We start from the raw sequence: 14,039 nt of genomic DNA on the forward strand, positions 1-14,039 counted from the left end.
GATTTTGTGTGAAATATCAGCAGGAAAGCATGAAGCTCGTCAACAGGTGTCTTATGATAAGTAACCTTGGCTGTTTAGGCGAAGGGCATCTGCACGAATCAGGGCTTTCTAAGTGACTATTTCCACCGAAATATTATTTATATCAGGAGGACATTCACATGTCACGTTATACAGGACCATCTTGGAAACAAGCTCGTCGCCTTGGCCTTTCACTTACAGGTACAGGTAAAGAATTGGCACGTCGTAACTACGTACCAGGACAACACGGACCAAACAACCGTTCTAAATTGTCAGAATACGGTTTGCAATTGGCTGAAAAACAAAAACTTCGTTTCACTTACGGTGTAGGTGAAAAACAATTCCGTAACTTGTTCGTACAAGCTACAAAAATCAAAGGCGGAATCCTAGGTTTCAACTTCATGCTTCTTTTGGAACGTCGTTTGGATAACGTTGTTTACCGTCTTGGTCTTGCGACTACTCGTCGTCAAGCTCGTCAATTCGTAAACCACGGTCACATCCTTGTTGACGGAAAACGCGTTGATATCCCATCATACCGCGTAACTCCAGGTCAAGTGATCTCAGTTCGTGAAAAATCATTGAAAGTTCCAGCTATCCTTGAAGCAGTAGAAGCTACTCTTGGACGTCCAGCATTCGTATCATTCGACGCTGAAAAATTGGAAGGTTCATTGACTCGCTTGCCAGAACGCGACGAAATCAACCCAGAAATCAACGAAGCACTTGTCGTTGAATTCTACAACAAAATGCTTTAATTTTAAGAAATATCTTACAGAAAGCCTACAACAGTGGGCTTTTTGCTTTGTCTTAAAACGTTGATTTCTGGGTTTGTCATCATTTTTGTCATCACTTATAACGAACTTACAGCTTTCTCATAAAATGAGACGGCTGTTTTTGCTTTTTCTTTGGAGAGATGACTGTAAGTGTCCATAGTCATAGCTAGTGTAGAATGACCTAGACGGTGTTGCAATTCTTTATACGGTATTCCAGAGTTTAGCAAAAGACTAGCGTGTGTGTGTCTAAAACCGTGGAAACCAATATTAGGTACACCAGCATGTTTGAAACGTGTGTTTAAACGAGTGGCTAGTGTTCTATTGTTTGGGTATTGAGGGAATGAGAGAAGTTTAAAAGTCTGTTCTTTTGGTTTTGTTGCTTACAAAATGATAAGCAGATAAGCAAAGTAATAACTTGCCTTAGTTGCTCGCAGAATGACAAGGAGATAAGAGAGATAAAAATCTCTCTTAATTCCTTACCAAATGGTATGGAGAATGGACTTGAACCAAGAGCGAACGCCGAGAAAACGCAAAAAACGCCTAGAACAATCTAAGCGCCAAAGAGTAGTGGACGGTGTGCCTGTCCCGTCATCTCATACTATGAAGTTGCGTAGCGACACTATCATTTCTACCTCACTTATCTTTAAACTAATTATACCATAAAGGAGTAGCAACTTGACCACTGACGAAGTAGAAAAGAAGCTAAAAAGCTATCGTAATAATCTCTTGTTGATTGAATATTAGAGGAGGAAAGTTTATAATGAAGTTAAAGTAAAGGAGGTTTCGTTTTAGATTTGATGATACCACCAACCAAAGAGTTATTGATTTTTTATAATCAAATTGATGAGTGGGTTGACCAAGTTTATCCAGACCAAGATAGACCTTCTTTATCGTTTAAGAAAGACACTCCACAATCTATTTTAGATTTATTTGATAGTATTAAATCTAAAATTGGTTTTGATTCCCTAGAACGCAAGTATTGAAATAATAATTATGGATAAGTTAAACATGAAAAATAAGATAATTGATGTTTATAAAATAGCGCATCGTCTTATTTCTATTACTGTTGAGAATCCTGATTTTTCAGATTTGAAAATCAATCAGTTTGTTAGAATTGGAGAAAAAGAGTATAGGGTACGTAGTGTCCCTATGATTCATTCAACTCCACCTAAATCAATTTTAGAAATAGATACATTTGCGATTGACTACACTGAGGACGACTTGATGAATAAAGAGGCGGTATTTAGGAGATTGGATAGCGAAGCTTAACGGATCAATTAGAAATTGTTGTAAGAATCTGGTCTTTTTAATAAAAGACATATAAGAAATGATAGGAAAAGTCAGAATAATGACAGATTTTAATGAGAATGGATGCGATGATTTAGAGTTGCTAGATGGGATGTGTGACTCCGTTACAGCAGAATCTTTTCTTGAAGGATACAGTGATTTTTACAAAGAGACTGAAGAGTCAAAAATATGGTGGATTGATAAAATAGATTCTATAGGAGAACATCTATTGAGCTTTGATCAGAAAAAAATTTATAACTTATTTGAGGACTATCCTTATAATATGACTGAAGAAGAGGTTGAAATTTTTGATAGTGAAAATCCTTTTTGGAGAGATTTTTTCTCAGATAGAAAATTATAAGCAATCCGTTTATATTGGGCTTTTTAGAGATAGGGCTAATAGAAAATAAAGGTATTTAAAGATGATTAAAATTTCAATCAGTTTGTTGCTAGATGCGATTGAAGATAACATCAACGACGAAGAACTTCAATCTATCGATTTCGAGAGTCATATTAGAAAAATTACAAAAGAATTCCAGGGAGAAAATGGCGAATTCTTAGTAAAAGAAGAAGCGTTTGAAACACTCCCTTTGGACAGAGATAAAAAGGATAAAATCATTGAGCAAATAAAGCAAAATAGTCAAAATGTTTTCGAAGACGATTTCGATACCTTGTTGCAATTATATTTTTGAGCATCAAGAATAATTCAAGCGCATTATTTCATACTAAATAGAAAATGACAAAGATTGATAAACAAATTATTACGATGTACAAAATAGAAGATGGAACCTCTAAGAGGCAGTATTCTATTGTGAGTGGAGGTTGTAAAGGTATTGCAACTATCGATAAAACTACTTTGGAATATAGCTATGTTGGAGATAATTTAGGACAATTTACTTCGTTTGTCAAAGATACTTTGACTAAAAGTATTAAGTTAGGAAAAGAGTTGCCGGATAAATTTTCATACGGTTTTGGATAAGTTATGGAATATCTTATATAGGAGAATCAAGATATTATGGCAATATTTGATGATTTACGAGCATTGTATGACAATGGTTGGGACGCTTCTTTTAATTATAAGGGTCAAGTATGTGGTATTTTTCCTAATTCTGTTTATGACATTGTCGTCGTACTTGGAGATAATAAATTTAAAGTGTCATCTTTTGATGAGTTAATTTCTTTACAGATTGAAGGGAAAACTTTGCTGGAAATCATGAGTGAGGTGGAAGTGCAATATGGTTGAAGGACACTAGAGAAAAGATAGGTAATAAATTGAAATGCACGGATTGAAAGTTGAGAAAAAAGTGCTATAATGAAGATATGAAGGATAGAGGTTGAGAATCTGTCACCAACGCGCCACTTATAGTGGGTCGAGAAATGCAGGAGCCCCGACAGTCCTGCCTATCCTTGCAAGTCAATCAGCCCTTAGCTATGAATCTAGGGGCTTTTTGCTTTGTCTTAAAATGTTGATTTCTGGGTTTTCTTAGAGATTTGTTAGTAAGGTTAGTTGTATATATAAGTCTATCTATTCCAAGAATGACACGATGTTGATGACATAAATCTGGTATGATATAATATTCTGGCCCCCTCAATTCAAAGAAGGGAGGTGTTATATATGCTAGAGTTACTTTCCCTTTTTCTAGCTCCGTTACTTGTTAACGTACTATCTGAGCTTTTCAAGCTATGGATAAAGAGACGTAGCAAGTAGCATTTAACCCTTTTAGAGGGTAGCAAAAAACCCCATCGGTGGCACGGTGGGGCTTTTTAGTTATATATGCTAGAAGCATTATTTTCCCTTTATGCTTTCATTCTAACACAACCCCTCCGATATTTCAAGCTTTTGTTTTGATATTCCTCAGAGTGTGTTTGTGGTTTGAGTCCACTTTACTGAAATTAGCCCACGCGCTTCTAGCCTCCATTCTACAGCAAAGAAATCAACTCTTTTCTAGGGATTTCCGCCCTCATTTTTGTCTTTTGTGCTAAAATAGACTTATAAATTGAAAATAAGGAATGTTTATGAAATCGGGTAATGGTTTTTGGAAAGGCTGTCTCTATTTTTGGGGCTTCTTGTTCTTACTGGGCCTTTTGGTTCAATATGCTCTTCCGCTTGCGGCTTGTGTCCTGCTAGGCTATGGTGGTTATCGCCTCTATAAACGTTGGCGCTATCCTCTTTTGCAGGATCGTTCGCTCGATGATCGGATTGAGCTTTTAAAAGCTCGTATTCGTCAGGCGGACAAGGATATTCAGCAATTAGAGGGAACTTTAGTAGAAAAAGGCTCAGAGTCCTATAAGAGTTTGGCTAATCAAGTATTAATCGAACTGCGGGAAATCCATCAGGAGGCGGAACGTCTCAAGTCCTATATCGATGCTGATGTCTACAACCGTATTGACAAAAAGGTTCGTACAGTGAGGGCAACTATCGATGTTCAGCTAGAACGTTTGGATAGAGAAAGTCAGGTAGATCTTGAAAATGCGGAGCCAGAGGAATTAGCTCCAGAATTGTCCCAGACCTTGGCCAATATTGCCATTGATCATCAGGCTATTTTAGACAAGATTGCCACCTCTGCTGATGGTGATAAGGAAGAATTGACGGCCATTCATAGTTTGAAGATGGAGAAATTCCAAACGATTTTAGAAGGCTATTTAAAGATTAAGGCCAATCCGAAGAACTATAATCGAGCAGAAGAACGCTTGCAACAAGCTAAAGCAGCCATCGAACAATTTGACCTTGAACTGGACCAAGTCTTGAGAGAACTCAATGAAACAGATATGCGTGATTTTGATATCAGTTTGTGTATCCTAGAAAAAGATCGTAAAGAATAGGTTAGAAACAAAGGAGTAACCATGACAGAATTTAATTTTGATATTGACCAGATTGCCAATAATACGGTAGCTAAGGTGGATAAAACAACCCAAATCATCGAGACCAATACTGGCTCGGACAAGACCTTGACCTTCCTTGAAAAGTTGAGCCCTGAGCAGCAAGAAGGAATCAAGGCGCACGTGCCCCAATTGGTAGACCAGTTTGTCACCAATCAAAATGCTCTTTTGGATTTTGGACAATCTGCTGTAGAAGGTGTGAACAATACGGTCAATCGTATCTTGTCAGAACAAAAGAAATTGCAGATTCCCCAAGTGGATGATCTACTCAAGAATACCAACCGTGAGTTGCAAGGCTTTGTAGTTAAATACAAGAACGCTGAAATTGCTGAGTTAGAAGAGAAGCCAAACTTTTTGCAACGATTGTTTAACAAGAGCAAGAATACCCTACAAGAATTTTACTTTGATTCAAAAACAGTGGAGCAAAAGCTCGATGGCATGGCTGCCGCAGTGGTCAAGCAAGAAGATGTCTTAGCTCGAAATATCGTCTCTGCTGAGATGTTGATTGAGGACAATACCAAATCCATTGAAAATCTAGTGGGAGTGATTTCCTTTATCGAAGCTAGTCAGACAGAAGCTGGCAAGCGCGCTGCCGAACTGAAGGCCCAAGCTGACCAACTCGATACAAGTACGGTAGAATACCAAACCAAGTCACAAGAATTGGCCCGCATGGCAGAAGTGGTCAATACCCTCGAACAACAACATACTGAGTATGTCAGCCGTCTCTATGTTGCCTGGGCAACAACACCTCAGATGCGCAATCTTGTGAAGGTGTCATCTGATATGCGCCAAAAATTGGGCATGCTTCGTCGCAATACGATTCCAACAATGAAGCTTTCCATTGCCCAACTTGGTATTTTGCAACAATCAATGAAATCAGGTGTCGTGGCAGATGCCATTGTCAATGCCAATAATGCTGCCCTTCAGATGCTAGCTGAAACCAGCAAGGAAGTGATTCCGCAAATGGAGAGAATTGCCCAAAGCCCGACAGTTGCTGTTGAGTCTGTTACCAAGCTGGCTGAAAGTTTAGTAGCTCAAAACCAAGGTATCGTCGCAGCTATTGAATTGGGTCGCCAGAAACGTGCCCAACTAGAAACAACCATCGTCAAGTCCGCAGAAATGATCAACGATTCTGTCAAACTACGCGATGAGAAAATCGTCCAAGCCCTTCTAGACCAAGGCAAGGCCGCCCAGAAAGAAGTACAAGAATAATACACAAGTCCCTTGTAATGTAGATTTGCAGGGGATTTTATTTGTTTTTGTGGACAAGCCAGGCGGAATACTTTTTCCCAAGCCAGAGAGCAAAGAGGAGATTGATGACGACGATGCCTGAACCGACTAGTGAAAATAGGAAAAATTCGCTAGTAGAAACTCGCCACAAATGTACAATGTCTGTAATCAAATAAGCACTGATAGGAAAACAAAGGATAGAAGTGATCAGAGCAGGTATATACTTGCGAAGAAGAATTGATTGTCCAATATGGAGAAAGAGATGAAGTGCAAAGGCTACAAATCCACCCAACCAAACTAATTCGAGCGCTCTAGATTGACTAAAATACGCTAATAAAGTGATGGATAAGACAATGATAAACTCCTCAAAAACAGCAAGGGCAAATCCCTCTGTTGTAATTCCTTTGTGAATCTTGAGAATAGCTGGAGCCTTTTGAGCCAGCAAGGTTTCGTTGAGATGAATCCAAGGGACAAGACCGATAATTTCTTCCATATCGTGAAAGATAAAAAGTAGAGGGAACATCCAAAGATAAAACGCCATAAATCTCTCCTGAAAAGCTATAGATTGCTAACTAATAAAGCAAAAAACGCCCAGTAAGGCGTTTTGAGTTAGGTATGCTTATTTAACTTCTGTAAACACAACGTGTTTGCGAAGTTTTGGTGAGTATTTCTTCAATTGAAGACGGTCTGGAGTGTTACGTTTGTTTTTAGAAGTAAGGTACAAGCGTTCACCAGATTCTTTGTGTTCAAGTGTAATATTTACGCGCATGGTATCTCCCTTCTATTATTCAGCTGATGCAGCTTTAGCGATTTTACGTCCTTTGTAGTATCCTTTAAGTGATACACGGTGAGAACGTGAGTAATCTCCAGTAGTTTCGTCAAAGTTTACAGATGGAGCTGTTACTTTGTAGTGTGTACGACGTTTGTTTTTCTTCGCTTTTGAAGTGCGACGTGCAGGTACTGCCATTTTGATTTCTCCTTTAGGTATTTATATTCGATTCAATCTACTGATTTTCATCAACCATACTAGGATAACACATTTTTTTTGTAAAGTAAAGTTACTTGACAAAAAAAGATGAAAAAATTCTCCTATCCGACCTAGCAGACAGGAGAAGGTGTTAAATATCAATCTCAAATGGTTCGTCAATGGTTTCTGATACGTATTTTCCGTCTTTCTTCCGTTGTTTGACACATTCTGTGAGGAGATATTCGATTTGCCCATTGACTGAACGAAAGTCATCTTCTGCCCATGATGCGAGTGCAGCGTATAACTTTGTTGAGAGTCGAAGGGGGATCTGCTTTTTTTTAGCTTCAACCATCTTTAGTAAAGACTTCCTGTGTTGACAATTGGTTGTGCATCATGATTGCCACAGAGGACGACTAGGAGATTTGAAACCATGGCAGCTTTTCGTTCTTCGTCAAGCTCTACCAATTCCCCTTCATTGAGTCGTTCTAGTGCCATTTCAACCATTCCTACAGCACCATCCACAATCATCTTACGGGCATCAATTATGGCAGATGCTTGTTGGCGTTGAAGCATGACAGCAGCAATTTCTGGAGCGTAAGCTAGGTAAGTAATACGTGCTTCAAGGATTTCCAAGCCAGCATCCTCAACACGACTTTGGATTTCTTCACGAATACGATTAGCCACAATTTCGCTAGAGCCACGGAGACTACCTTCATCTGCTTGGCCGTCACCCGTAGTATCCACGTTAGGAGACACATCGTAAGGATAGATGCGGACAATATTTCGGAGGGCGCTATCACATTGCAATGAAAGATATTCTTTGTAGTTATCAACGTTGAAAACTGCCTTAGCGGTGTCGACAACTCTCCAAGTTACCGCGATACCGATTTCTACGGGATTTCCTAGACAATCATTGATTTTTTGACGAGAATTGCTCAAGGTCATGACTTTGAGGGAAATCTGTTTCTTGCCAATTTCAAGATTTACATCATTGCCATTTGATGATTTCATCCCAGAAAAAGGAGATTTTGTGCTAACATCACCACTTTGTCCAAGTCGAGTGTGGTTTGCAGGGTTGACTGCTACGCTGAAGGGATTGACAAAGTAAAAGCCAGGTTCTTTGATGGTACCTGTATAGTTACCAAAGAGTGTCAGAACCATAGCCTCCTGAGGTTTGACAACTTTTAAACCAGCATGAGTTAGCGTTGCAATTACGATTAGTAAAGGTCCGATAATAATTCCAAAAATGTTTTCCGAACCAACACCCATTTTAAATATAAAGATACCAAGTACGATTGTCAACTCAATGAGAATCAATGCTAATACACCATTTGGTTATGAATTGATTAGTTTTTCAGTCATAAGAATGACCTCTGTTATTTGATATCTAAATGATATCATTTTGTTTTTAAAAATTAATAGAAAGTTGACAAATAATCACTAAAAAGTTTCAGCCCAATAATTACTTGTAGTAGGTGAGATTATATTGTGCTGAAATACTCTTTTATTCTTATAACTTTTACACTATAATTGTAGTTAGAAAGGGAGAGAAATGTTTGATTATAGAGCACTAGTTATTTTGATGACTTTGATGGATCATTGTGAGCTATCATTATATGAATTATCTGTTAAGGTGAGCTTACCTATAAAGGAAGTCAAAGAAGGAATAGATTATTTAGTGCCTTATCTAGCTAATAAAGGGATAGTGCTGGATAAAAAACAAGGTCGCTATAGTTTATCAAATCGTACGAAGCAGTCTTTGACAGATATTATTAAGTCGGATGAATTGGTTTTACCAAAGTCGACTCGCTTAGCATTAATCTATCTTTACACTTTTTGCCGATTAGATTTTATATCGAATAATCATTACCAAGACTTTTTGAAAGTAAGTAAGAATACAACCTTATCTGATATTCAATCATTAAGAAAGATTATGTTAGATAATGATTTGGAGCTAGGGTACAGTAGAGCAAAAGGTTATACTTTACACGGTTCAGAGTGGAATAAGCACCGTTTAGCTTTTCAAATGGTTAGTGAGTTGCTGGAATCCTCCATAGGGATTTGGGGGTTGGATTATGTTTTATCCAGTTGGGGGTATTCATTAACTTATGATTTGATTGATCAGGTAGTTAAAGATTATTATGAAAAGCTACAGATAGTACCTATTGTTAATCAATTAAAAGTTTGCCTTTTCGGTTTAGTATTCATTATATGTAGGTATCAAAGGGATGTTGAAAGAGTATGTCTTTCAGAGACACTAGTATCTCCTATTATTCAAGATATAACGACTATTTTATTAGATACAGTAGTTGATTTGGGAATTATAGATACGGTATTTTCAGAGGATGATTATCGCTATGTCACAGTTTTATTATCAAGTTGCTTTGAAGGTGAAGTAGATGTTGCTCCGGTTTACTTTAATCAATTAACAGAGGCTATTATAAGTAGAATGGAAGATATTTCTTTGTTACATTTTAAACAAAGAGAAGTATTGAGAGAAAATCTTCGCCGCCACCTTATACCGGCTTACTATAGATTAAAGTTCGGCTTACCTAGCTCAAATGAATATGTGTTGCATGTTAAAGAACATTATCCTGATTTATTTGAACTAGTAAAAGATTCTTTGACTCCCTTGATGGACGCTATTGACAAGCCCATACCTGATAGTGAAACAGCATATTTTGTTATCCATTTTGGAGGATATTTAAAGAAAGCAGACAATTTGCCTCAAAAATGTTATAAAGCAGCAATTATCTGTCCTAATGGAATTAGTTCTTCATTGATGATAAAAGAGAATCTATTAGCATTATTCCCTCAAATTGAGTTTATAGAAACCTCAAAGATTGATGATTTATATGCGAAAACTAGTAGTGACTATGATATGGTTTTTTCTACTATAAAGGTGGATACAGAGAAGCCAAATTATCTAGTTTCTGTTATGATGACGGAAGAACAAACAACACAGTTAGTTGAATTGGTATCAAAAGATTTCCCAGATACAGGTTATCGAGATATTGAGCTTAATCAGATAATTAGCATAGTAAGACGATATAGTGTAATCACACAAGAATTAGAGTTAAAATTAGCATTAAAGAGGTATCTCTATCAAGAAATGAACAGAAAGGAAGTGTTACCATTGTTAGAAGAATTAATTACAAAAGAAACTTATCAGGTTAGTTCGGAAAAATTAGGATGGAAGGAGGCAATTCGTTTAGCAGCTAAACCGCTTTTGGATCAACATAAGATAACTGAGAACTACCCTGAGGCAATGATTCAAAAAGTAGAAGAGTTTGGGCCTTTTATTAATTTAGGGAAGGGAGTAGCAATTCCTCACGCTCGGCCAGATGAAGGTGTGAATGAAATAGGAATGTCAATGTTAGTTTTGGAAGAACCGATTTATTTATTGGATAATCCAGAACAGGAGGTAAGATTGTTGATTTGTATTGCAGCCATTGATAATGAGAGTCATTTAAAGGCTTTGTCACATTTAACAACAATTTTAAGAGATAAAAATCATGTTCAAACTTTAATATCATCAAAAAACTATGATGACATTGAAATGATAATTAAACAGGAGGATTAGATAATGTTAAGAATTGGTACAGCTTGTGGTTCAGGATTAGGTTCAAGTTTTATGGTACAGATGAATATTGAATCTGTATTGAGTGATTTGAATGTTTCAGATGTAGAAGTTGAACACTATGATTTAGGTGGAGCAGATCCAAATGCAGCTGATATTTGGATTGTGGGTCGTGATCTAGCTGATTCAGCTAGTCATCTTGGAGATGTTCGTATCTTAAATAGTATTATTGATATGGATGAACTACGAGAATTAATTACTAAACTTTGTGAAGAAAAAGGACTTATTTAGGAGGCTAGCGTCATGATGAAGTTCATATTGGATATTGTTAGTACACCAGCTATTTTAGTAGCTTTAATTGCAATCTTAGGATTAGTTCTTCAGAAGAAGAAATTACCTGATATTATTAAAGGTGGAATTAAGACCTTTGTTGGTTTCTTAGTTGTATCTGGTGGTGCAGGAATTGTACAAAATTCTTTGAATCCATTTGGTACCATGTTTGAACATGCTTTTCATTTATCTGGAGTTGTACCGAATAATGAAGCAATTGTAGCTGTAGCTTTAACCACATATGGCTCAGCTACTGCAATGATTATGTTTGCAGGTATGGTATTCAATATCTTAATTGCTCGTTTTACTCGATTCAAATATATCTTTTTAACAGGGCACCACACTCTATATATGGCGTGTATGATTGCGGTCATTTTATCAGTTGCTGGCTTTACAAGTTTGCCTCTTATCTTACTAGGTGGATTAGCGCTCGGTATTATTATGAGTATTTCCCCAGCATTTGTGCAAAAATATATGGTTCAATTAACTGGAAATGACAAGGTGGCTTTAGGTCATTTCAGTTCTTTGGGATATTGGTTGAGTGGTTTTACTGGTAGCCTTATCGGTGACAAATCAAAATCAACAGAGGACATTAAATTTCCAAAGAGTTTAGCTTTTTTACGTGATAGTACTGTTAGCATTACTTTATCTATGGCAGTTATTTACATTATTGTAGCTATCTTTGCAGGGTCAGAATATATAGAAAAAGAAATCAGTAATGGTACAAGTGGTCTAGTTTATGCTTTACAATTAGCAGGTCAATTTGCAGCAGGTGTATTTGTTATTTTAGCAGGTGTTCGCCTTATTTTGGGTGAAATTGTTCCAGCCTTTAAAGGTATTTCAGAGCGTCTTGTACCTAATTCAAAACCTGCTTTGGATTGTCCGATTGTTTATACTTATGCACCTAATGCAGTCCTAATTGGATTTATCTCTAGTTTTGTTGGTGGTTTAGTAAGTATGGCAATTATGATTGCTTCAGGAACGGTTGTCATCTTACCAGGCGTTGTGCCTCATTTCTTCTGTGGAGCGACTGCAGGTGTCATTGGGAATGCATCTGGTGGTGTTCGTGGAGCCACTATTGGAGCATTTTTACAAGGTATTTTAATTAGTTTTCTTCCAGTCTTTTTAATGCCAGTTTTGGGAGGACTTGGTTTCCAAGGGTCAACTTTCTCAGATGCAGATTTTGGTCTATCAGGAATTATTTTAGGAATGTTGAATCAATTTGGCTCACAAGCAGGCATTGTTATTGGTCTTGTTCTTATTCTAGCAGTTATGTTTGGAGTATCCTTTATTAAAAAGCCATCTGCAAAGGAGGAATAAGGGATGATTTTAAGTGAAAATAGAGAAGATGAGTTAAGAAAATTTGCAACAAAAATCCGATTAAATACTCTTAGAACATTGAATCATCTTGGATTCGGCCATTATGGAGGGAGTCTGTCTATAGTAGAAGTTTTAGCAGTGCTTTATGGTGAAATAATGCCGATGACTCCAGAAATATTTGCGTCACGAGATAGAGATTATTTTGTTTTATCCAAGGGACATGCTGGACCAGCTTTGTACAGCACACTCTATTTGAATGGTTTCTTTGACAAAGAATTCTTACATTCTTTAAATACAAATGGAACCAAATTACCGTCTCATCCTGATAGAAATCTAACGCCGGGCATAGATATGACAACTGGCTCTTTAGGACAGGGAATTAGTGTTGCAACCGGACTTGCATATGGTCAGAGAATAAGAAAAAGTCCCTTTTATACCTATGCTATTGTTGGAGATGGTGAGTTAAATGAGGGACAATGTTGGGAGGCTATACAGTTTGCTTCTCATCAACAGTTATCTAATTTAATTGTATTTGTAGACGATAACAAAAAACAATTAGATGGTTTTACAAAGGATATTTGTAATCCAGGTGATTTTGTAGAAAAATTCTCAGCATTTGGGTTTGAATCCATTAGGGTCAATGGTTCAGATATTAGAGAAATTTATGAAGGGATTATCCAATTAAAACAGTCAAATAATTCATCCCCTAAGTGTATTGTATTAGACACTATTAAAGGTCAAGGAGTTCGAGAGCTGGAAGAAATGAAATCCAATCATCATCTTCGCCCTACTGTAGAGGAGAGACAAATGTTAACTTCAGTTGTAGAAAGATTAAGTCAGGAATTGGAGGAAACAGAATGATGAGAAGTACGAAAGAATTACGACATGTGTATAGAGATTTCCTTCTAGAAGCTAACCAAAGTTATTCTGATATAGTAGTTTTAGAAGCAGACTTGTCAAGTTCGATGGCTACTAATAATCTTGAAAAGGACTTTGGAGACCGTTATGTGAATGTTGGGATCATGGAAGCAGAAATGGTCGGGCTTGCAGCAGGTTTATCTATTCAGGGGTTTAGACCTTATCTTCATACATTTGGCCCTTTTGCTTCACGAAGAGTATTTGATCAATTATTTATTTCTCTTGGGTACGCACAATTGGATGCCACTGTGATTGGCTCAGATGCAGGAGTAACGGCAGAGATGAATGGTGGAACACATATGCCATTTGAAGAAATTGGATTGTTACGTTTAATTCCTAAATCGATCATTTTTGAAGCAACTGATGATATCCAATTTCGTGAAATCTTGAACCAGACATTAGACTTAAAAGGACTAAAATATATTCGAACAATTAGAAAAGCTCCAGAGGCTGTATATCAAGGTGGAGAAGATTTTTCTAAAGGCTACATTGAGTTAAGACACGGTGAAGATGTTGTAATAGTTGCTTCTGGCATAATGGTTGCTCCAAGTATTCGAGTTGCGGATGAACTGTCTAAATTAGGTTATTCAGTAGGTGTGATAGATTTATTTAGAATCAAACCGATACCAGAACAGATAAAAACAATGTTAAGTGGAAAAACTATATTTACTGTAGAAAACCACAATCAGATAGGTGGAATTGGCAGTGCTTTATGTGAATTATTCTCTGATGATGGAAT

Annotated in this window: 19 protein-coding genes and 1 pseudogene; 14 read left to right on the forward strand and 6 right to left on the reverse strand. The window is 37.1% G+C overall.

All coding sequences use genetic code 11. The annotated features are described in order from the left end of the window. Positions 1–158: 158 nt before the first annotated feature. On the forward strand, positions 159–770 hold the full coding sequence (rpsD, locus tag QMQ21_RS18535) for a 30S ribosomal protein S4 (protein WP_000092756.1): 612 nt from the start codon (positions 159–161) through the stop codon (positions 768–770). Positions 771–865: 95 nt separating this feature from the next. On the opposite strand, the pseudogene QMQ21_RS18540 reads toward rpsD, so the two are convergent. Next, positions 866–1,123 (reverse strand): annotated as a pseudogene (locus tag QMQ21_RS18540) (tyrosine-type recombinase/integrase); the annotation flags it as partial. A gap of 462 nt (positions 1,124–1,585) precedes the next feature. Here QMQ21_RS18540 and QMQ21_RS18545 point away from each other — a divergent pair. From QMQ21_RS18545 to QMQ21_RS18580, 8 genes are all read left to right on the forward strand, one after another. Then, the gene (locus tag QMQ21_RS18545) at positions 1,586–1,771 is read left to right on the forward strand and encodes a hypothetical protein (protein ID WP_004269676.1); all 186 of its coding nucleotides are present in this window, start codon (positions 1,586–1,588) and stop codon (positions 1,769–1,771) included. A gap of 25 nt (positions 1,772–1,796) precedes the next feature. Next, positions 1,797–2,057: a hypothetical protein gene (locus QMQ21_RS18550; protein WP_142358441.1), complete on the forward strand. Its 261-nt coding sequence runs from the start codon at positions 1,797–1,799 to the stop codon at positions 2,055–2,057. 130 nt (positions 2,058–2,187) lie between these two features. After that, on the forward strand, positions 2,188–2,436 hold the full coding sequence (locus QMQ21_RS18555) for a DUF7675 family protein (RefSeq protein ID WP_192855376.1): 249 nt from the start codon (positions 2,188–2,190) through the stop codon (positions 2,434–2,436). Between the two features lie 61 nt (positions 2,437–2,497). Then, complete coding sequence (locus QMQ21_RS18560; RefSeq protein WP_020900513.1) at positions 2,498–2,767, forward strand: hypothetical protein; 270 nt, start codon at positions 2,498–2,500, stop codon at positions 2,765–2,767. A 44-nt stretch (positions 2,768–2,811) separates the two neighbouring features. Then, positions 2,812–3,054, forward strand: coding sequence for a hypothetical protein (locus QMQ21_RS18565; protein ID WP_049500488.1), 243 nt, complete (start codon positions 2,812–2,814; stop codon positions 3,052–3,054). A 36-nt stretch (positions 3,055–3,090) separates the two neighbouring features. Continuing rightward, complete coding sequence (locus QMQ21_RS18570; RefSeq protein ID WP_049500490.1) at positions 3,091–3,318, forward strand: hypothetical protein; 228 nt, start codon at positions 3,091–3,093, stop codon at positions 3,316–3,318. Between the two features lie 773 nt (positions 3,319–4,091). Next, positions 4,092–4,898, forward strand: coding sequence for a coiled-coil domain-containing protein (locus tag QMQ21_RS18575; RefSeq protein WP_261814949.1), 807 nt, complete (start codon positions 4,092–4,094; stop codon positions 4,896–4,898). A 21-nt stretch (positions 4,899–4,919) separates the two neighbouring features. Next, positions 4,920–6,167 (forward strand): toxic anion resistance protein, encoded by a 1,248-nt coding sequence (locus QMQ21_RS18580; RefSeq protein WP_000134328.1) that lies wholly within the window; start codon positions 4,920–4,922, stop codon positions 6,165–6,167. Between the two features lie 37 nt (positions 6,168–6,204). On the opposite strand, the gene QMQ21_RS18585 is transcribed toward QMQ21_RS18580, so the two are convergent. From QMQ21_RS18585 to QMQ21_RS18605, 5 genes are all read right to left on the reverse strand, one after another. Beyond that, positions 6,205–6,726, reverse strand: coding sequence for an HXXEE domain-containing protein (locus tag QMQ21_RS18585; RefSeq protein WP_004269670.1), 522 nt, complete (start codon positions 6,724–6,726; stop codon positions 6,205–6,207). 78 nt (positions 6,727–6,804) lie between these two features. Next, a complete protein-coding gene (rpmG, locus tag QMQ21_RS18590; protein ID WP_001265622.1) occupies positions 6,805–6,954 on the reverse strand; it encodes a 50S ribosomal protein L33 in 150 nt (49 codons plus the stop codon). A gap of 15 nt (positions 6,955–6,969) precedes the next feature. After that, positions 6,970–7,152: a 50S ribosomal protein L32 gene (gene rpmF / locus QMQ21_RS18595; RefSeq protein ID WP_000290417.1), complete on the reverse strand. Its 183-nt coding sequence runs from the start codon at positions 7,150–7,152 to the stop codon at positions 6,970–6,972. 151 nt (positions 7,153–7,303) lie between these two features. Beyond that, positions 7,304–7,504: a type II toxin-antitoxin system antitoxin gene (locus QMQ21_RS18600; RefSeq protein ID WP_000228847.1), complete on the reverse strand. Its 201-nt coding sequence runs from the start codon at positions 7,502–7,504 to the stop codon at positions 7,304–7,306. A gap of 2 nt (positions 7,505–7,506) precedes the next feature. Next, complete coding sequence (locus tag QMQ21_RS18605) at positions 7,507–8,469, reverse strand: SPFH domain-containing protein (protein ID WP_237447289.1); 963 nt, start codon at positions 8,467–8,469, stop codon at positions 7,507–7,509. A gap of 235 nt (positions 8,470–8,704) precedes the next feature. On the opposite strand from QMQ21_RS18605, the gene QMQ21_RS18610 reads away from it, so the two are divergent. From QMQ21_RS18610 to QMQ21_RS18630, 5 genes are all read left to right on the forward strand, one after another. Beyond that, the gene (locus tag QMQ21_RS18610) at positions 8,705–10,735 is read left to right on the forward strand and encodes a BglG family transcription antiterminator (protein WP_261814950.1); all 2,031 of its coding nucleotides are present in this window, start codon (positions 8,705–8,707) and stop codon (positions 10,733–10,735) included. Between the two features lie 3 nt (positions 10,736–10,738). After that, the gene (locus QMQ21_RS18615; RefSeq protein WP_023947577.1) at positions 10,739–11,023 is read left to right on the forward strand and encodes a PTS sugar transporter subunit IIB; all 285 of its coding nucleotides are present in this window, start codon (positions 10,739–10,741) and stop codon (positions 11,021–11,023) included. 12 nt (positions 11,024–11,035) lie between these two features. Then, positions 11,036–12,382 (forward strand): PTS ascorbate transporter subunit IIC, encoded by a 1,347-nt coding sequence (gene ulaA, locus QMQ21_RS18620; protein ID WP_000975289.1) that lies wholly within the window; start codon positions 11,036–11,038, stop codon positions 12,380–12,382. A 3-nt stretch (positions 12,383–12,385) separates the two neighbouring features. After that, entirely contained in the window at positions 12,386–13,243 is an 858-nt protein-coding gene (locus QMQ21_RS18625) for a transketolase (RefSeq protein WP_033687490.1), read from the forward strand. Then, positions 13,240–14,039, forward strand: an 800-nt coding sequence (locus QMQ21_RS18630) for a transketolase family protein (RefSeq protein ID WP_261814951.1), incomplete at its 3' end; no start/stop codon positions are given. The genes QMQ21_RS18625 and QMQ21_RS18630, both read left to right, overlap by 4 nt.

It is taken from the genome of Streptococcus bouchesdurhonensis, from assembly GCF_948472335.1.

Bases quoted from the DNA above. Each gene is read 5' to 3' on its own strand.
- QMQ21_RS18560 (WP_020900513.1), top strand. From the start codon at position 2,498: ATGATTAAAATTTCAATCAGTTTGTTGCTAGATGCGATTGAAGATAAC.
- QMQ21_RS18555 (WP_192855376.1), top strand. From the start codon at position 2,188: ATGTGTGACTCCGTTACAGCAGAATCTTTTCTTGAAGGATACAGTGAT.
- QMQ21_RS18570 (WP_049500490.1), top strand. From the start codon at position 3,091: ATGGCAATATTTGATGATTTACGAGCATTGTATGACAATGGTTGGGAC.
- QMQ21_RS18585 (WP_004269670.1), bottom strand. From the start codon at position 6,726: ATGGCGTTTTATCTTTGGATGTTCCCTCTACTTTTTATCTTTCACGAT.
- rpsD (WP_000092756.1), top strand. From the start codon at position 159: ATGTCACGTTATACAGGACCATCTTGGAAACAAGCTCGTCGCCTTGGC.
- QMQ21_RS18575 (WP_261814949.1), top strand. From the start codon at position 4,092: ATGAAATCGGGTAATGGTTTTTGGAAAGGCTGTCTCTATTTTTGGGGC.
- rpmF (WP_000290417.1), bottom strand. From the start codon at position 7,152: ATGGCAGTACCTGCACGTCGCACTTCAAAAGCGAAGAAAAACAAACGT.
- ulaA (WP_000975289.1), top strand. From the start codon at position 11,036: ATGATGAAGTTCATATTGGATATTGTTAGTACACCAGCTATTTTAGTA.
- QMQ21_RS18565 (WP_049500488.1), top strand. From the start codon at position 2,812: ATGACAAAGATTGATAAACAAATTATTACGATGTACAAAATAGAAGAT.
- QMQ21_RS18625 (WP_033687490.1), top strand. From the start codon at position 12,386: ATGATTTTAAGTGAAAATAGAGAAGATGAGTTAAGAAAATTTGCAACA.
- QMQ21_RS18550 (WP_142358441.1), top strand. From the start codon at position 1,797: ATGAAAAATAAGATAATTGATGTTTATAAAATAGCGCATCGTCTTATT.
- QMQ21_RS18615 (WP_023947577.1), top strand. From the start codon at position 10,739: ATGTTAAGAATTGGTACAGCTTGTGGTTCAGGATTAGGTTCAAGTTTT.
- QMQ21_RS18610 (WP_261814950.1), top strand. From the start codon at position 8,705: ATGTTTGATTATAGAGCACTAGTTATTTTGATGACTTTGATGGATCAT.
- QMQ21_RS18580 (WP_000134328.1), top strand. From the start codon at position 4,920: ATGACAGAATTTAATTTTGATATTGACCAGATTGCCAATAATACGGTA.
- QMQ21_RS18600 (WP_000228847.1), bottom strand. From the start codon at position 7,504: ATGGTTGAAGCTAAAAAAAAGCAGATCCCCCTTCGACTCTCAACAAAG.
- QMQ21_RS18545 (WP_004269676.1), top strand. From the start codon at position 1,586: ATGATACCACCAACCAAAGAGTTATTGATTTTTTATAATCAAATTGAT.
- rpmG (WP_001265622.1), bottom strand. From the start codon at position 6,954: ATGCGCGTAAATATTACACTTGAACACAAAGAATCTGGTGAACGCTTG.